Here is a 16,092-nt window from a genome sequence, read left to right as displayed (position 1 = left end):
GTCGTGTGCCAGACTCCCGGCATCATCCAGAGGTACCGCCATGGCCGAACCCGAAAAGCGCATCGCCCTGCTGATCGACGCCGACAACGCGCCGGCGTCGAAGATCGACCTGGTGCTGGCCGAGGTCGCCCGCCACGGCGTGGCCAACGTCCGCCGCGCCTACGGCAACTGGAAGAGCCCCAACCTCAAGGGCTGGGAAGCGGTGCTGCACGAATACGCGATCCGCCCGATCCAGCAGTTCGCCTATTCCAGCGGCAAGAACGCCTCGGACATGGCTATGGTGATCGACGCCATGGACCTGCTGTACGCGCGCAACCTCGACGGCTTCGCCATCGTCTCCAGCGACGCGGACTTCACCCCGCTGGTGATGCGCCTGCTGACCGACGGCATGAAGGTCTACGGCTTCGGCGAGAAGAAGACGCCGTCGCCCTTCGTCAATGCCTGCTCCAAGTTCACCTACGTCGAGGCGCTGGGCCGGCCGGCTGCCGACAGCGAACAGTCGGGCAGCACCACGCCGAAGGACGCGCAGGAGCTGCGCAACGACGCGCGCCTGGTGCAGATGCTGCGCAGCGCGGTGGACGCCGGCAGCGGCGACGACGGCTGGACCCGGCTGGACGTGGTCGGCAGCCAGATCGGCAACCAGGCCTCGTTCGATCCGCGCAACTACGGGTACCGCAAGCTCAGCGACCTGGTGAAGGCCACCGCGCTGTTCGAGATGCGCGAGGAGGGCAAGACCCTGTGGGTGCGCGAGAAGCCCAGGCGCCGCGCCCCGGCGAAGAAGAAGGCCGGCTGACCAGCGCGGTCACGCCGCACGCGGGAACCATGGGCCGCCGCGGCGGTCAGTCATGCCGGTGCAGGACGCCGGAGACGGACATCCATGGAAGCCACGCAGGGAAGCCCGCGGCATGCCACGCACGCCGGTGACGAGGAGCCGCCGCAATGGCGCTGGCTGGCCATGGCGCTGGCGGTGGCGGTGCATGGCCCGATCGTGCTGCTGCTTTCCAGCGGCCGGGGAGGCGAGGACACGACGCCGCGTGAACCGCTGGAGCGGATGCGGATCAGCTGGTCCGAACGTCCGCGGCCGCGGGCGGCCATCCCGCCAATCAAAGCGGAGGCTGCCCCCGGGCCTTCGCCTGCGGCGGCTGTTGCAACCACGGGGCAGACGGCCATTGCAGCCCCGGAGCCGTCCCGGGTACCAGCCTTGAGCCTCGACCTGCCCGAGGGGTGGCTCATGCGACAGCCCGGCGGGAATGGCGGCGACGACAACTTCCGTCGCGACCTGTTCGCGCATGGCGACGCGGATCCGTTCGTGCCGCCCAGCCATCTTCCCGGACTGCGGATGCAGGACAGCTCGTTCGGCGGCCGCATGCAGGAGGCCGCCAGGCGCAAGGCGTGCGGGGAACTCCGCGGCGCATTGAGTGCGAAACCCGAGAGTACCGAGGCGATCGTCGCCAGCATGAAGCGCTGGAAGTGCCGGATGTAGCCGCTGCTCAGTACAGGTCCACCGGATCCACGTCCAGCGACCAGCGCGTGCGCCGCGCCTCGGGCAGTGCGTAAAGCCCCGGCAGCGCGGCATCCAGGCACGCATGCAGCGCGCCACGCCGCGGCGAGGAGACCAGCAGTTGCATGCGGTAGTGGCCGGCGCGGCGCGGCATCGGCGCGGTGATCGGGCCGTGCAGCTCCACCTCCGGCGCCTTGCCGCCGGCGCAGGCCGCATCCTCCAGCGCATGCCGCGCGGCGCGCAGGAAGGCCGAGGCTGCTTCGACCTGGCTGGCTTCGGCACGCAGCATCGCCAGGTGCGCATACGGCGGGAAAGACGCCGCCTCGCGCTGGACCAGCTCCGCCGCGGCGAAGGATTCGTAGCCGCCGTTGATCAGCGCGTGCAGCAGCGGGTGGTCGGGATGGTGGGTCTGCCACCACACCTCGCCGGGCTTGCGCGCACGGCCTGCGCGGCCGGCCACCTGCACCAGCAGCTGGGCCAGCTTCTCGCCGCCGCGGAAGTCGGAGGAGAACAGGCCCTCGTCCACGCCGACCACGACCACCCGGGTGAGGTTGGGCAGGTCGTGGCCCTTGGCCAGGATCTGGGTGCCGACCAGGATGCCGGGCCTGTCGCCGAGCTGGGCCAGCAGCTTCTGCAGGCCCTCGCGGCGCGCGGTGGTGCCGCGGTCGATGCGCAGCACCGGCCAGCCGGCGAAGCGCTCGGCCAGCAGTTCCTCCAGGCGCTCGGTGCCGACGCCCTGCGGCTGCAGGGCCAGGCTGGCGCAGTCCGGGCAGGCCAGCGGGCGCGGCTGGCGGTGGCCGCAGTGGTGGCAGACCAGGCGTCCGCCACCCGCATGCACGGTCAGCGGCGTGGACTGCACCTCGGTACTGCAGCGCGGGCAGTGCGCGCTCCAGCCGCAGTCGTGGCACAGCAGCACCGGCGCATAGCCGCGGCGGTTCTTGAACACCAGCACCTGGCCGCCGTCCTTGAGCGCGGCCTCGACCATCTGCAGGGTCTCCGGCGCCAGCCCGGCCTGCAGCGGGCGCTTGCGCACGTCGAGGATGCGTACGCTCGGCGGGCGCGCATCGCCGGCACGACGACGCAGGCGCAGGTAGCCGTAGCGCCCGGCGCAGGCGTTGTGCAGGGTTTCCAGCGAGGGCGTGGCGCTGCCCAGCAGCACCGGCACGTCCAGCGCCTTGCCACGCACCAGGGCGAAGTCGCGGGCGTGGTAGCGGATGCCGTCCTGCTGCTTGTAGCTGCCGTCGTGTTCCTCGTCGACCACGATCAGCCCGGCTTGCGGCAGCGGGGTGAACACCGCCGAGCGGGTGCCGACGATCACCCGCGCCTCGCCGCGCCAGGCCGCCGCCCAGACCCGGGCGCGCTCGCCATCGGCGAGCCCGGAGTGCAGCGCATGCACAGGCACGCCCAGGCGGGCGCGGAAGCGGGCCAGGGTTTGCGGCGTCAGTCCGATCTCGGGCACCAGCACCAGCGCCTGGCGGCCGCGCGCCAGGCAGTCGGCGATGGCATGCAGGTAGACCTCGGTCTTGCCACTGCCGGTGACGCCTTCCAGCAGCACCGGGCTGAAGCCGCTGGCGGCGCGCAGGGTGGCGATCGCCTCCTCCTGCTCGGGATTGGGCACCGGACCGGGTTGCGGCGCCGGGGCCACCGCGCTGGCCGGCACCGCGACCCGCTCGGCGAAGCCGCGCTTGAGCAGGGAGCGCGCAGCCTCGCGCCACTCGTCCAGCTCCAGCGCCAGCCGGTCCTCGTCCACCGGGCCGTCCCCGAGCAGGCTGGCCAGCCGCTGCGGACGGGTGCCGCTGCGCAGGCCGGCCAGGCCGGTGCGCCCGGCCTCGGTCAGCTGCCAGGCCCAGGCATGGGTTTCCGGCAGCGGCTCCCCGGCACGCAGCACGCTGGGCAGGGCGGTGGCGAACACCTCGCCCAGCGGGGCATGGGTGTAGCGGCCAAGCCAGCGCAGCGAATCCAGCAGCTCGCCGTGCAGCAGCGGCTGCGGGTCCAGGAAGGCCAGGGCCTGGCGCAGGCCATCGCCGACCTCGGCCGGCCCGCTGCCGACCACCACGCCCACCAGCTCGCGCTGGCCGAACGGCACCCGCACCCGCCGGCCCACGTCCGTGGCCGCCGGCGTCTCGCCGGACGGAGGCAGGTAGTCGAACAGGCGCGGCAGGGGCACGGGCAGGGCGACCCGGAGGCACGCCGCCGTGGAAGCGGTTGGGGGCATGACAGGAAGTCTAAGGCCCGGCCGCGGCGGACGGGATTGCTGTCCTGCGGCGGATTGCTATCGGTACCTTTCTAAAGGCCACGTAAACCACCGTCACAGTTGGAGATTCAACCTTATCCACACAAACTGTGGATAAGTTTGTGCATGACGCTGTGGCTTCACGCCGCAAATGCGGCCAGAGCGACGTGCCGCTCAGGTTGGTCAAAAAAACGCCACATGCAAAAAGCAAGAAAAATCAGCCACTTGGTCGTGGAACCAAGGTGAAGGCCAGTGTCAGTCCTGATTGCACGCGGATTTCCAGCAACGTTCTTTGCGCTGTGCACAACCTGATCGGGCGCAAGCCCCGGAAAGACAGGGGGGAGCGCCTGACCGGGCTGTCGTCAAGGCTCGGTTTCGACCGGCTGGCGCATATCATCCCGACCTTCGCCCGCAACCCCGGACCTCCAGTGCAGCACCCCGCAAGCGATGTTCCGCCGGCCCTGGCCGCCTTCCTCAGGGGCAGCGAGCGCCGCGCGTGGGTGTTCCTGTGGCTGCAGGGCGGCGATCCCGAAGCCGCCGACCAGGCCTTGGCCGCGGCCACCCGCGCCTTCCAGGCCGAGGCCGCGCAGCTGCCGATGGCGGACTGGCCGGGGCGCTACTGGCGCCTGCTCGCCGCCTGCCCGCTGGACAGCGGCCGCGGCGAGTGGCCTGGCGAGATCGACCTGCTGGCGACCCCTGCCCCTGCCGACCGCCGTGCCCTGCTGCTGCGCCTGGCCGGTGGGCTGGACGAGCAGCCGGCTGCCGATGCCATGGGTGTGTCGCTGGACACCTACCGCGAGCGCCTGGCCGCGGCCTGCCCGCGCGACGCCCGCGGCGAGGTCGACGCCGCCGCCTGGCACCGTCTGGCCAACGCGATCCAGGTCGCCGCCCGCGAGCTGCCGGAGAGCCGCCTCGAGCGCATCGCCGCCCTGCGTGAAACCGCCTTGGCCGGCCATGGCAGCCCGGAAGTGCCGCCCACGACGGAGCCGGCGCCATCGCCGCGCGCGCGTGCCTCGGCACCGGCGCGGCCGCGCCGGCCGGGCCTGGTGGCCCTGCTGCTGATCCTGCTGGTGGCCGCTGCCACCGGCGGACTGTGGTGGTGGCTCAAGCCGTCGGCCGGTTCGGCGTTGCTGCCGGCACTGGACGAGGAAGAAACCGTCGAAACCGACGACATGCGTGTGCGCGACCGTGGGCCGATCCTGGTCGAGCCCCTGCCCGAGGCCGAGCCACCCGCGGTCGCCGGCGAGCCGGTGCCGCCGGCGCTGGACGAGCCTCCGGCCGACCCCGTGGTCGCGGACCTGGCCCTGCTGTCCTGGTATGCCGCCGGGGCACCGGAGTCGCGGATCGAGCGCGAGGCTGAAGGGGAGGGCGTGCCACCCGCCGCCGTGGTCGATGACCTGTCCGGCTCGCTGGCCGTGCAGGCCTGGCGTGGACTCGATGCCGCCGAGCAGGCCCAGCTGCGCGAGACCGCGGTGCAGTTCGCCGCCTTGCCCGCCGACGGACAGGCCGCGCTGCGCGAGCGTTTTGCCGGGCTGGACGGAATGGAACGCCGCGGCTGGCTGCTGGGCCCGCGCCTGGGCAGCGACTGGCCGCGCCTGCAGCCGTGGCTGGGCCACGTACCCGGGGAGGAGCGCACCCGCCTGCTGGCGGTGCTGCGGGCCATGGACTCCGAACACCGTATCCATCTTGCCGACGTGCTGCGCCGGCAGTCTCCGGCCGGGCGCATCGAGCTGCGCCAGGAACTGCTGGCGATCCCGGCGGAGCGCCGCAAGGCGTGGCTGGAGGAAGCCGCCCGGCGCTGAGCGCCGGCGCGACCAGGCCCCGGTCAGATCCGCGCCAGGCTCAGCAGGAACACCACGGCCACCACCAGGCCGACCAGCACCGAATACACCGGACCGACCCCGATGAAGCGCAGCACCGTCGGCACCCAGCCTTGGGCGTAGACCCGCTTCTGCATCAGCAGCAGGTACGCCGGCATCCACAACCACAGCGCCAGCGACAGCAGCGTCAGGCCGGTGGCGACCAGCGGCACGTAGGCGCCGGTCCAGCGCGAAAGCAGCGCCAGCAGCATCTGCCCGAGCAGGGCCAGGCACAGGAAGGCGTGGCTGAAGAGCGCCACCACCAGGTGCTCCAGGTACAGCCGGCCGCTGCCCAGGTAGGCCAGCTTCAGCAGCAGGGCGAACACCGGCACCAGCAGGAACAGGGCGCTGGGCATGCTGCCCAGGAACGCGTGCTTGAGCAGTTCCGGGTCGTCCTGCAGGCGGGCGACGTTGCGGCGCATGCGCTGGTCCTGGGCTTCGAGCCAGGTGGTGGGTTCCGGCCCGGCGTCCGCCACCGGCCGCGGCGTCGGGGTGCCGCCCAGTTCCCGCACCCGCGCGTCGGCCTGGGCGTGGAGCTCTTCGATGGTGCGGTCGAAGCCGCCGCGCATCGGGCCCATCAGGGGTGGCAGCTGGTCGCGGGCCTCGGCCAGTTCCGCCACGCGCTTTTCGCGCACGCGCTCGACTTCCTCGGCCGTGGTCGCCTGCGCCACGCCCTGGTCGACCATCTGCACCTTCACCGCCGCGTCGCCGCTGCCGTCGTCGCCGAAGTGGATCACGCCGCGGCCGACGAAGAAGGTCAGCACGCACAGCACCACGAACAGGCGCATCGGCGCCACGTACGGCGCGCGCCTGCCGGCCAGGTAGTCCCGGGCCAGCAGGCCCGGGACCAGCAGCTGGCGCAGGGTGCGGAAGATGCGTCCGTCCAGGTGCCAGAACGACTCGAACACCTCCTCCACGGCATGGGCGAAGCTGCGCACCGGGCTGTGCGCATGCTGTCCGCAGAGGTGGCAGTACTCGCCCTGCAGCGGGGTGGAGCAGTTGGCGCAGGCGCCTGGATGGCCTTCGTGCACGGCGTGGTCGGGGGTGGCGGGGGGCGGTTAACATAGCCACCCCGCGGAGCCCGGTGCCAGTGCCCCCGGCACGGCCGCAGCTTCCCAGCGCATCCATGTCTTCCCATTCCCTGCCGGAGCGCCGCTTCGGCCAGGAGCTGCTCGCCACGGTCACCCTCGCCCTGCCACTGGTGCTGGGCCATGTGTCCACCGGGCTGATCGGCTTCGTCGACAACGTCATCGCCGGACGCCACGGCACCCAGACCCTGGCCTCGGTGACGGTCGGTACCGCGCTGCTGTGGCTGCCGATGATGGTGCCGATCGGCACCCTGATCGCGCTGACCGCATCGGTCTCGCAGCTGGACGGCAGCAACCGCCGCGACGCGATCGCGCCGCTGTTCCGCCAGGCGCTGTGGCTGGCGCTGGGCCTGGGCCTGCTGATGTTCGCCTTCCTGACCTTGGCGCCGCTGGGCCTGGCCCGGTTCGGCATCGCCCCGGAGATCGTGCCGGGGGCGATCGCCTTCGCCCATGCGATCCGCTGGGGCGTGCCGGCGCTGATCCTGTTCTTCTGCATGCGTTACCTCAGCGAAGGCCTGCACTGGACCCTGCCGACCATGGTCCTGGGCTTCGCCGGGCTGGGCGTGCTGGCGCCGCTGGGCTATGCGCTGACCTTCGGCGTCGGCCCGCTGCCGGAGATGGGGCCTGCCGGCCTGGGCACGGCCTCGGCGGTGGTGATGTGGCTGCAGGCGCTGTGCTTCGCCGGCTACCTGGCGGTCTCGCGCAGGTTCGCGCCGCTGGGCCTGTTCGCGCGCTTCGATCCGCCGCGCTGGGCCGACATCCGCGGCCTGCTCGCCACCGGCCTGCCGATCGGGGTGACCGTGCTGATGGAGGGCGGGCTGTTCATCGCCACCGCGCTGCTGATCGCGCGCCTGGGCGAGGTGCCGGCGGCCGCGCACCAGATCGCGATCAACGTCTCCGCGTTGTGCTTCATGGTGCCGATGGGCCTGGCCGAGGCGACCACGGTGCGCGTGGGTCGCGCGCTGGGCGCCGGCGACCCGCTGGGCGTGCGTCGCGCCGCGCGTGCCGGCTACACCATCGTCCTGGCCACGCAGGCCTGCTCGGCGCTGGTGATGCTGCTGGGGCACGACGCCATCGTCGCCATCTACACCCGCGACGCCGCGGTCGCCGCGACCGCTTCGGTGCTGCTGCTGTACGCGGCCACCTTCCAGTTCCCGGACGGGATCCAGGTGATGTCCGCCGGCGCCCTGCGCGGCCTGCGCGACACCCGGGTGCCGATGTTCCTGGCCATGGTCTCGTACTGGGGCGTGGGCATGCCGCTGGGCGCCTGGCTGGGGCTGGGCCTGGGCCAGGGTCCGCAGGGCATGTGGACCGGCCTGATCCTGGGCCTCACCACCGCCGCGGTGCTGATGGGCTGGCGCCTGTCCCACAGCCTGCGCCGGCTGCCGCCGCCGGTTGCCGTCCCCGTTGCCGGCACGACCTCCGGCACGGTTACTTAAGTCGCATGAATCCACCGCGCCGCCCGGCTATGCTGCCTCGCGACAATCCCCGAAATGCCGTCCCCCGCTGGAGTGACTGAATGATTCCGCCGCCGCTGCCGCCCCGCCGCAACCCGATCGCCGCCTTCTTCGTGGGGCTGTGGGACGTGATGAACTTCACCCGGCGGTTGATCCTCAACCTGCTGTTCTTCGGGCTGCTGTTCCTGGTCCTCGTCAGCTTCGTGGTTGCCCTCGGCCGTGGCAGCGGTGCCCAGCCGATGAAGGAACGCACCACCCTGGTGCTGGCGCCGCAGGGCCGCCTGGTCGAGCAGTTCAGCACCGATCCGGTCAGCCGCGCGCTGGCCAAGGCGATGGGTTCGCAGGATTCCGGCGAAGTGCAGCTGCGCGACCTGCTGCGCGCGATCGAGGCCGCGCGCGAGGACAAGAACATCGAGCGCGTGCTGCTGCGCCTGGACGGCCTGCAGCCGTCCGGCTACGCCTCGCTGCGCGAGCTGGCCGCGGCGCTGGGCACCCTGCGCGCGTCCGGCAAGCAGGTGGTGGCGTTCTCCGAGAACCTGGGCCAGTCGCAGTACCTGCTGGCGGCGCAGGCCGACGAGGTCTACCTGGACCCGATGGGCAGCCTGCTGCTGCAGGGCATCGGCCGCTACCGCCAGTACTTCCGCCAGGGCCTGCAGGAAAAGCTGGGCGTGGACGTGCACCTGTTCCGCGTCGGCGAGTACAAGTCCGCAGCCGAGCCGTACATCCTCGACGCGGCCTCGGCCGAGTCCAAGGAAGCGGACCTGTACTGGATGAACGACATCTGGAACCGCTACCTGGACGACGTGGCCAAGGCGCGCAAGCTGGACAAGGCCGAGCTGGCCGCGCAGATCGACCAGCTGGCCGCGGGCATCGAGGCCGCTGGCGGCGACATCGCCCGCCATGCCGAACAGCTGAAGCTGGTCGACGGACTGAAGACCCGCGAGGAAGTGCGGGACCTGCTGGTCGAACGCGGCGTTGCCGACGAGGATGACGACCTGGGCTTCCGCAACATCGGCCTGGGTGCCTACCTGCAGCACCTGGACCGCAGCAAGGCCCTGCCGCTGGACAAGCGCCCGCAGGTGGCCGTGGTCGTGGCCGAGGGCGAGATCACCGGCGGCGACCAGCCGGCCGGCACCATCGGCGGCGAGTCGACCTCGGCCCTGCTGCGCCAGGCGCGCGAGGACGAGGACATCAAGGCCGTGGTCCTGCGCGTGGATTCGCCCGGCGGCGAGGTGTTCGCCTCCGAGCAGATCCGCCGCGAGGTCGCGCTGCTGAAGGCCGCCGGCAAGCCGGTGGTGGTGTCGATGGGCGACCTGGCCGCCTCGGGCGGCTACTGGATCAGCATGAATGCCGACCGCATCTATGCCGACCCGTCGACCATCACCGGTTCGATCGGCATCTTCGGCCTGGTCCCGAACTTCACCCGCACCCTGGACAAGATCGGCGTGCACACCGACGGCGTGGGCACCACCCGCTACGCCGGCGCGTTCGACGTGACCCGCCCGCTGGATCCGGAAGTGGGCCGCGTGATCCAGTCGGTGATCAACAAGGGCTATGCCGACTTCATCGGCAAGGTCGCCGACGCCCGCGAGCGCAGCGTCGAGGACATCGACCAGGTCGCCCGCGGCCGCGTGTGGAGCGGCGCGCAGGCGCTGGACCGCGGCCTGGTCGACGCCATGGGCGGGCTGGCCGACGCCATCGCCGACGCCGCCTCGCGCGTGGACCTGGAGGAAGGCAAGTACCGCGTGCGTTACGTCGAGAAGGATCCGTCGCCGTTCGCGCAGTTCCTGGCCGGCATGGCCGGCAGCCGTGTCGCCGCGACCCTGCTGGACGACACCAGCTTCGCCCGCGCGGTGCTGGCGCGGACCATGCCGGAGACCGAGGCGCAGCTGCGCTTCGTCGAGAACGCGGTCAGCGAGCGCGACGGTGCGCCGGTGAAGTCGCTGGCCTACTGCTTCTGCGGCCTGTAAGCCGCCGCACGATGCAGCATCGACGGCCCCGCCCTGGCGGGGCCGTTTTCTTTCCGGCTTCCGCAAGCTTCAGCGCAGGTCTTCGGCGTGCGGGTCGGTCGCCGCCGCGGCCTTCGGCTCTGGCGGACGCTCGGTAGGCGGCGGTTCCGGCCGGCAGGCGGCCAGCGCCAGCAGGCACGCCAGCGCCAATGCCGGTGTGCGCCACGTGCGCGCGGGGAAGGATCGAACGACGGATCGCAGGTGGAGATCCATGCCGCACTCCTCGCAAGGCCCGCCGGGTATCCTACGCCGCATGGCTACGAACCGTTGGCGACTGGATGGACAGCTGGCCCTGGTGACCGGCGCGAGCGCGGGCATCGGCCTGGCGATCGCACGCGAGCTTGCCGCGCTGGGCGCGGACCTGCTGCTGGTGGCGCGCAACGAGGATCCGCTGCAGGACACGGTGGAGGAGCTGGAGACGCTGTATCCGGACCAGTCCTTCCGCGCCATGGCCGCGGACGTGGCCGACGACGAGGACCGCCAGGCGATCCTGGACTGGGCCGAGGACCAGGGCGACGGCCTCAGCATCCTGGTCAACAACGCCGGCGGCAACGTCACCCGCCCGGCGGTGGACTACACCGAGGACGAGTGGCGCTCGATCTTCGAGACCAACCTGTTCTCCGCCTTCGAGCTGTCGCGCTACGCGCACCCGCTGCTGGCACGGCACGCCTCCTCGGCCATCGTCAACGTCGGCAGCGTGTCCGGCCTGACCCACGTGCGCAGCGGCGTGGTCTACGGCATGACCAAGGCGGCCATGCACCAGATGACCCGCAACCTGGCCTGCGAATGGGCCGCCGACGGCATCCGGGTCAACGCGGTCGCGCCGTGGTACATCCGCACCCGTCGCACCTCCGGGCCGCTGGCCGATCCGGACTATTACGACCAGGTGCTCGAGCGCACCCCGATGCGCCGCATCGGCGAACCGGAGGAAGTGGCCGGGGCGGTCGCCTACCTGTGCCTGCCGGCGTCCTCGTACGTGACCGGCGAATGCATCGCGGTGGACGGCGGGTTCCTGCGCTACGGCTTCTGAGGCGTCGCACGCGCCTGCTCAGGTGCGCAGGCTGCGCTCCGGCACCTCGATGTCCATCGCCAGCGCCAGGTGGTCGGAGAACGCCGCCGGCAGCGCCTTGGCCCCGGCGCAACGCAGGTCGCCGCTGACCAGGATGTGGTCGATCGCGCGCTGCGGCTTCCAGCTGGGGAAGGTCGGCACGACGCACTCGGGCGGGCGCAGGCTGGTGGTGCGGTAGAGCAGCTCCATCTCCGGCACGTCGGGCAGGCAGTTGAAGTCGCCCATCAGCACCGCGTTGGGGTGATCCTGCAGCAGTTCGGCGATGAAGGACAGCTGCGACATGCGCGACTTCGCGCCCAGCGACAGGTGCGCCACCGCCACGGTCAGGCCCTCGCGGCCGTCGCCGAAGTGGCCCAGCAGCACTCCGCGGCCGCGGATCCGGCCGGGCAGGGCGTGGTCGCTGATCCGCACCGGCTCCAGCTTGCTCAGCAGCCCGTTGGCGCTGGAGGCCACGCCGCCGACGCTGCGGTTGGGCTGGTGGGTCCAGTAATGGAAGCCGGCGCGCTGGGCCAGGTAATGGGTCTGGTTGGTGAAACCCGAGCGCAGGCTGCCGGGATCGGCTTCCTGCAGGCCGACGATGTCGTGGGCGGCGGCCAGCTGCGCGATCGCGTCCAGGCTGGTGCGCTTGCGCCCGGCCGGCAGCGCGTGCGACCAGCTGCGGGTGACGTAGTCGCTGTAGCGGCGGGTGCTGGAGCCGGCCTGGATGTTGGCCGACAGTACCCGCAGCAGGCGCGTGGGCGGCGCGCCCGCCTCGAGCATGGTCCCGCCCGGTTCTCCGGACTGCATGTCGGTCACGGGCGGGGTATCCATGGGCGTGCTACCGGCGCTCAACGCGCGCCGGCACGCTCCTGGGCGACGAGCCAGTCGGCCGTGGCCAGCATCTTCTCGAAGCCGTGCTGGTCGACGTTGATCGTGTACTTGCCGGCCACCACCAGCGCCGGGGTGCCGTCGACCTTGGACCGCGAGGCGAACTGGCGGGCACGGTTGACCTTGGCATCGATGCCGAAGCTGTTGAAGGTGTCGGTGAAGCGCTTGGCGTCCACGCCGTGCTTGGCATAGAACGGGGCCAGGTCGCTGGCGCCGACGTTGGCGTTCACCGGCAGGCTGCGCTCGACGTGGATGGCGCGGAAGGTGGCCGCGTGGGTCTTCGGCAGCACGCCCAGGGCCTCGGCGGTGAAGAACGCGCGGGCATACGGGGTCCAGTAGCCGCCGAAGGCGCCCGGCACCAGTGCCACGCTCACGTCGGCCGGCTGGCGCGCGCGCCAGGACTCGAGGATCGGGTCGAAGCTGGCGCAGTGCGGGCAGGTGTAGCCGAACACCTCGGCGACCTCGATCTTGCCGGCCACCGGCTGGAACGGCTGGCCGCCCTCGATGACCTTGTAGTCCACGCCGGCGACCGGGGCCGGGCCGGTCGGGGCGGCCGGAGCCGGCGCCGCCGGGGCGGTGGTGTCGGACGCTGCTTCCTCGGCGGGGGCCGTTTCATCCGCGCCCACCTGCGGCTGGGCCGGCTCGGCCGGAGCCTGGGGAGCGGCGGCCTCGGTCGGGGCCTGGACCGGCTCCGGGGCGGAACCTTCCCTGGAACAGGCCGCCAGGCTGGCCAGCAGGAGCAGGGGCAGGAGGTGGCGCATGTTCATTTCATGTCTCCGGGGATGATGAGGATCGGCCAGCGGCCGTCAACGGGAAGTCTGGGTGCGGGCGGCGGCGCGCTCGCGGGCGATGAGGGCCTCGGCGATGCGCAGGGCGTCGTCGAAGTCGCGCCCGCGCACGCGATAGCGGCCGTTGACCACCAGGGTCGGGGTGCCTTCCAGGCCGATCGCGCGCAGCCAGTCGGGGATGCGCTCCAGCTGGGCATTGACCTCGGGCGAGGCCATCGTCGCGCGGAAGCGCTCCGGATCCACGCCGTAGGCCCTGAAGAACTCGCCCAGCTCGGCGGCGGTGGGGTTGCGCGGCAGTGTCCGGCGCTCGTGCAGGGCCTGGAACAGGGCCGGATGGCTGCGCGCGGCCACGCCCAGGCGCTGGGACGCCAGGAAGGCGCGCGCCCAGGCCTCGGTCGGGCCGCCGCCGTAGGCCGCCGGCACCGGCACCACGTCCACGTCCGCCGGCAGGCGCCGCTTCCACTGCTGCAGGTAGGGCTCGAAGCTGGCGCAGTGCGGGCAGGTGTAGGCGAACACCTCCGCCACCTCGATCCGGCCGGCGCGCGGCGCCCAGGCGCCGGCCTCGATGCGCACGTAGTCCTCGCCCTCGCGCAGCTCGGCGGCCCCGGCAGCAGGTGCGCAGGACATCAGGAGCGTCAGCAGTGCGGCTAGCAGGTACTTCATCGCAGGATTCCCGGGGCCGCCGGAAGTCGCCTTCCGGAAAAAACGACGCCGGCCACGGGGGCCGGCGCGAACAGAATCAGAGAGGGACCACGCTCGCTACGACCGCCGCAGGCGGCTGGAAGTTCACTGGGCGCTGGCGGTCTGCGCGGCGGCCACGTCGTCGGCGCGGTCGTGCAGGCCCTGCAGGTAGCTGGCGAGGCTGCCGATCTCCTCGTCGGTCAGCTTCGAGGCCACCCTGGACATGATGTGGAACAGGGCCGGCTCGCGCTCGCTGGTCACGCCGGCGCGGTACTCCTCCAGCCGACGGGCGGTGTACTCGGACATCTGGCCACCCACGTGCGGGTAGGACGGGCCCGGGTTGCCGGCGCCGCTCGGGCCGTGGCAAGCCATGCAGGCCGGGATGCCGCGCTCGGCGTCGCCGCTGCGGTACAGCTTCTGGCCGACCTCGTAGAACTTCATGCCGGCGTAGGGGCCGGCGGCGATCTCGGTGTCGTCGGCCACGCCGGCACCGGACTTCTGCCTGGCGAAGAACGCGCCGACGTCGCGCATCTCCTGCGGGCTCAGGGCCTGGGCGAACGGCATCATCACCGCGGCCAGGCCGCTGTGGCGCTCGCCGGAGGCGAACAGGGCCAGCTGGCGGGCGATGTAGCGCTCGTTCTGGCCGGCGATGCGCGGGTACATCGGGTCGGTCGGGTTGCCGTCGGCGCCGTGGCAGGCGGCGCAGGGCGCGGCCACGGTGGCGCCGTTCTCGGCATCGCCCCAGTGGGTCTTGGCCAGGTCGACCTCGAGCGGCTGTTCCTGCACCGGCTCGTTGTCCGGGATCGGCACCACCGTGGTCTGTGCAGCGTAGGCGGCGACGGCAGTGACCGCGACGGCCAGTCCGGCAAGGGCGATAACGCGAGCGTGGCGCATGCTAGAGCTCCAGGAACCCGATTCGGCGCGGCGTGAACAGCCGCGAAACGTCGGGATTATCCCTGTGCCGGGCAGCGACGGTCAACGAAACCCTTGCGCGGCCCCCGCCCGTCCATCGGATCGCCCCGCGCCGGCGCCCGGCATGCGATCCTATGGCCCATGTCCAATCCCCTGGAAAAGGCCCGCTACCTGGGCTCGGCGCACACGCCTGCGCAGCTGCCGCCCGATGGCGGCTTCGAGGTTGCCTTCGCCGGCCGCTCCAACGCCGGCAAGTCCAGCGCGCTCAACGCCCTGACCCGGCAGAACGCCCTGGCCCGCGTGTCCAAGACCCCCGGCCGCACCCAGCAGCTGGTCTATTTCGAGGTCGCGCCGGAGCGCTACCTGGTCGACCTGCCCGGCTACGGCTACGCCAAGGTGCCGATGGACCTGAAGGCGCACTGGGAGCGCTTCCTCGACAACTGGTTCCGCACCCGCGAGGCCCTGCGCGGCCTGGTGGTGGTGATGGACATCCGCCATCCGCTCAAGGATTACGATCGGCAGATGATCGACTACGCGGTCGCCCGCGGCCTGCCGGCGCATGCGCTGCTGACCAAGGCCGACAAGCTCGGCCGCGGCCAGCAGGCCCAGGCCGTGGCCGCCGTGCGCCGCGAGCTGGCGGCCGCCGGTGCCGGCGGGGTCGGGGTCCAGGCCTTCTCCAGCGAGAACAAGCAGGGCGTGGACGAGGCCCGCGCCGTGGTCAACGGCTGGCTGGAGCTGCTGCCGGCGCCCGCGCAGGACTAACCGCGCGGGACCAACCAGGTGCCAGCCGTTGCCGGCTCAGACGGCGACGTTGAACAGGCCACCGATGAGATGGGCCGCGGCCATCGCCGCCGCGCCCCAGCCGCCGACCCGCAGCGCGCCGCGCCAGGGGTTGGCGCCGCCGGCCCAGGCCGCCAGCGCGCCCGACCCGAACAGCCCGACCACCGTGGTGATGGTCACCGTCCAGGTCACGCCCTGCGGCGGGGCCAGCAGGGTCACCACGATCGGCAGGGCCGCGCCGGCGCAGAACGCCGCCGCCGAGGCCATCGCCGCCTGCAGCGGGCGCGCCCTGACCACCTCGTTGATGCCTAATTCCTCGCGCGCATGCGCGGCCAGCGCGTCATGGGCGGTCAGCTGGACCGCGACCTGGCGGGCCAGGTCCGGCGACAGTCCCCGCTTCTCGAACAGGCCGGCCAGCTCGGCCAGCTCGGCGTCGGGCAGCTCGCGCAGTTCGCGGCGCTCGGTTTCCAGGTCCGCTTCCTCGATGTCGGCCTGCGAGCGCACCGAGACGTACTCGCCGGCGGCCATCGACATCGCACCGGCCACGGTGCCGGCGATGCCGGCCGAGAGGATCGCCCCCGGGGTGCCGCCACCGGCGGCGACGCCGACCAACAGGCCCGCGATCGAGACGATGCCGTCGTTGGCACCCAGGACCGCCGCGCGCAGCCAGCCGGCGCGGGCGCTGCGGTGGGATTCGACGTGGCGGCTTCGGGGCATGGGCACTGTCCGGGTAGGGCCTGCGGGCGGGTGCGCGAAGTGTACGGCCGGCTTCGCAGCAGCGCCTGCGCGCGGGATACTGAGGGCCACCGCCGGTACTTCGGTGCAACGGTGGTCAGGATATAGTTCGC

15 protein-coding genes are annotated in these 16,092 nt (G+C 72.1%); 7 read left to right on the top strand and 8 right to left on the bottom strand.

Features of this window, described 5'->3' with window-relative positions:
- Nucleotides 1-40 precede the first annotated feature (40 nt).
- Both PSESU_RS13830 and PSESU_RS13825 read left to right on the top strand, forming a co-directional pair.
- Nucleotides 41-793 carry an NYN domain-containing protein gene (locus PSESU_RS13830; protein ID WP_013536418.1) on the top strand — a complete coding sequence of 251 codons (753 nt, stop codon included), beginning with the start codon at nucleotides 41-43 and terminating at the stop codon, nucleotides 791-793.
- Between the two features lie 84 nt (nucleotides 794-877).
- Entirely contained in the window at nucleotides 878-1,483 is a 606-nt protein-coding gene (locus PSESU_RS13825; RefSeq protein WP_013536417.1) for a hypothetical protein, read from the top strand.
- Nucleotides 1,484-1,490: 7 nt separating this feature from the next.
- On the opposite strand, the gene PSESU_RS13820 is transcribed toward PSESU_RS13825, so the two are convergent.
- Nucleotides 1,491-3,716, bottom strand: a complete 2,226-nt coding sequence (locus PSESU_RS13820; RefSeq protein WP_013536416.1) for a primosomal protein N' — start codon at nucleotides 3,714-3,716, stop codon at nucleotides 1,491-1,493.
- Between the two features lie 446 nt (nucleotides 3,717-4,162).
- Here PSESU_RS13820 and PSESU_RS16495 point away from each other — a divergent pair, with 446 nt between their 5' ends.
- The gene (locus PSESU_RS16495; protein ID WP_049782368.1) at nucleotides 4,163-5,536 is read left to right on the top strand and encodes a hypothetical protein; all 1,374 of its coding nucleotides are present in this window, start codon (nucleotides 4,163-4,165) and stop codon (nucleotides 5,534-5,536) included.
- 23 nt (nucleotides 5,537-5,559) lie between these two features.
- Here PSESU_RS16495 and PSESU_RS13810 read toward each other — a convergent pair whose 3' ends face one another.
- A complete protein-coding gene (locus PSESU_RS13810) occupies nucleotides 5,560-6,624 on the bottom strand; it encodes a DUF3667 domain-containing protein (protein WP_013536414.1) in 1,065 nt (354 codons plus the stop codon).
- A 95-nt stretch (nucleotides 6,625-6,719) separates the two neighbouring features.
- Between PSESU_RS13810 and PSESU_RS13805 the strand changes: the two genes are divergently transcribed.
- Entirely contained in the window at nucleotides 6,720-8,120 is a 1,401-nt protein-coding gene (locus tag PSESU_RS13805) for an MATE family efflux transporter (RefSeq protein ID WP_013536413.1), read from the top strand.
- Nucleotides 8,121-8,200: 80 nt separating this feature from the next.
- A complete protein-coding gene (gene sppA / locus PSESU_RS13800; protein WP_013536412.1) occupies nucleotides 8,201-10,108 on the top strand; it encodes a signal peptide peptidase SppA in 1,908 nt (635 codons plus the stop codon).
- Between the two features lie 69 nt (nucleotides 10,109-10,177).
- Here sppA and PSESU_RS16305 read toward each other — a convergent pair whose 3' ends face one another.
- A complete protein-coding gene (locus PSESU_RS16305) occupies nucleotides 10,178-10,360 on the bottom strand; it encodes a hypothetical protein (protein WP_155942778.1) in 183 nt (60 codons plus the stop codon).
- Nucleotides 10,361-10,400: 40 nt separating this feature from the next.
- Here PSESU_RS16305 and PSESU_RS13795 point away from each other — a divergent pair, with 40 nt between their 5' ends.
- Nucleotides 10,401-11,177: an SDR family oxidoreductase gene (locus tag PSESU_RS13795; protein WP_041764184.1), complete on the top strand. Its 777-nt coding sequence runs from the start codon at nucleotides 10,401-10,403 to the stop codon at nucleotides 11,175-11,177.
- Between the two features lie 18 nt (nucleotides 11,178-11,195).
- Here PSESU_RS13795 and PSESU_RS13790 read toward each other — a convergent pair whose 3' ends face one another.
- The 4 genes from PSESU_RS13790 to PSESU_RS13775 all read right to left on the bottom strand — a co-directional run bounded on the left by PSESU_RS13790 (nucleotide 11,196) and on the right by PSESU_RS13775 (nucleotide 14,446).
- Complete coding sequence (locus tag PSESU_RS13790) at nucleotides 11,196-11,975, bottom strand: endonuclease/exonuclease/phosphatase family protein (protein ID WP_041765035.1); 780 nt, start codon at nucleotides 11,973-11,975, stop codon at nucleotides 11,196-11,198.
- Nucleotides 11,976-12,043: 68 nt separating this feature from the next.
- The gene (locus tag PSESU_RS13785; protein ID WP_013536409.1) at nucleotides 12,044-12,850 is read right to left on the bottom strand and encodes a thiol:disulfide interchange protein DsbA/DsbL; all 807 of its coding nucleotides are present in this window, start codon (nucleotides 12,848-12,850) and stop codon (nucleotides 12,044-12,046) included.
- A 39-nt stretch (nucleotides 12,851-12,889) separates the two neighbouring features.
- Nucleotides 12,890-13,534 (bottom strand): thiol:disulfide interchange protein DsbA/DsbL, encoded by a 645-nt coding sequence (locus PSESU_RS13780; RefSeq protein WP_013536408.1) that lies wholly within the window; start codon nucleotides 13,532-13,534, stop codon nucleotides 12,890-12,892.
- A gap of 123 nt (nucleotides 13,535-13,657) precedes the next feature.
- Nucleotides 13,658-14,446, bottom strand: coding sequence for a c-type cytochrome (locus PSESU_RS13775; RefSeq protein ID WP_013536407.1), 789 nt, complete (start codon nucleotides 14,444-14,446; stop codon nucleotides 13,658-13,660).
- A gap of 159 nt (nucleotides 14,447-14,605) precedes the next feature.
- Between PSESU_RS13775 and yihA the strand changes: the two genes are divergently transcribed.
- A complete protein-coding gene (gene yihA, locus PSESU_RS13770; RefSeq protein ID WP_013536406.1) occupies nucleotides 14,606-15,226 on the top strand; it encodes a ribosome biogenesis GTP-binding protein YihA/YsxC in 621 nt (206 codons plus the stop codon).
- Nucleotides 15,227-15,262: 36 nt separating this feature from the next.
- Here the strand turns inward: yihA and PSESU_RS13765 are convergent, their stop codons facing one another.
- Nucleotides 15,263-15,961, bottom strand: coding sequence for a VIT1/CCC1 transporter family protein (locus PSESU_RS13765; RefSeq protein WP_013536405.1), 699 nt, complete (start codon nucleotides 15,959-15,961; stop codon nucleotides 15,263-15,265).
- Nucleotides 15,962-16,092: the final 131 nt, after the last annotated feature.

The organism is Pseudoxanthomonas suwonensis 11-1 (assembly GCF_000185965.1).
In the GTDB taxonomy this organism is placed as follows: domain Bacteria; phylum Pseudomonadota; class Gammaproteobacteria; order Xanthomonadales; family Xanthomonadaceae; genus Pseudoxanthomonas; species Pseudoxanthomonas suwonensis_A.
The sequence above is the reverse complement of the archived record's forward strand: the minus strand, read 5'-3'. Positions and strand labels throughout refer to the sequence as shown.

What these genes read in the sequence shown, in the direction of transcription:
- PSESU_RS13830 (WP_013536418.1), top strand. Translation starts at nt 41, where the DNA reads ATGGCCGAACCCGAAAAGCGCATCGCCCTGCTGATCGACGCCGACAAC.
- PSESU_RS13825 (WP_013536417.1), top strand. Translation starts at nt 878, where the DNA reads ATGGAAGCCACGCAGGGAAGCCCGCGGCATGCCACGCACGCCGGTGAC.
- PSESU_RS13820 (WP_013536416.1), bottom strand. Translation starts at nt 3,716, where the DNA reads ATGCCCCCAACCGCTTCCACGGCGGCGTGCCTCCGGGTCGCCCTGCCC.
- PSESU_RS13805 (WP_013536413.1), top strand. Translation starts at nt 6,720, where the DNA reads ATGTCTTCCCATTCCCTGCCGGAGCGCCGCTTCGGCCAGGAGCTGCTC.
- sppA (WP_013536412.1), top strand. Translation starts at nt 8,201, where the DNA reads ATGATTCCGCCGCCGCTGCCGCCCCGCCGCAACCCGATCGCCGCCTTC.
- PSESU_RS16305 (WP_155942778.1), bottom strand. Translation starts at nt 10,360, where the DNA reads ATGGATCTCCACCTGCGATCCGTCGTTCGATCCTTCCCCGCGCGCACG.
- PSESU_RS13795 (WP_041764184.1), top strand. Translation starts at nt 10,401, where the DNA reads ATGGCTACGAACCGTTGGCGACTGGATGGACAGCTGGCCCTGGTGACC.
- PSESU_RS13790 (WP_041765035.1), bottom strand. Translation starts at nt 11,975, where the DNA reads ATGCTCGAGGCGGGCGCGCCGCCCACGCGCCTGCTGCGGGTACTGTCG.
- PSESU_RS13785 (WP_013536409.1), bottom strand. Translation starts at nt 12,850, where the DNA reads ATGAACATGCGCCACCTCCTGCCCCTGCTCCTGCTGGCCAGCCTGGCG.
- PSESU_RS13780 (WP_013536408.1), bottom strand. Translation starts at nt 13,534, where the DNA reads ATGAAGTACCTGCTAGCCGCACTGCTGACGCTCCTGATGTCCTGCGCA.
- PSESU_RS13775 (WP_013536407.1), bottom strand. Translation starts at nt 14,446, where the DNA reads ATGCGCCACGCTCGCGTTATCGCCCTTGCCGGACTGGCCGTCGCGGTC.
- yihA (WP_013536406.1), top strand. Translation starts at nt 14,606, where the DNA reads ATGTCCAATCCCCTGGAAAAGGCCCGCTACCTGGGCTCGGCGCACACG.
- PSESU_RS13765 (WP_013536405.1), bottom strand. Translation starts at nt 15,961, where the DNA reads ATGCCCCGAAGCCGCCACGTCGAATCCCACCGCAGCGCCCGCGCCGGC.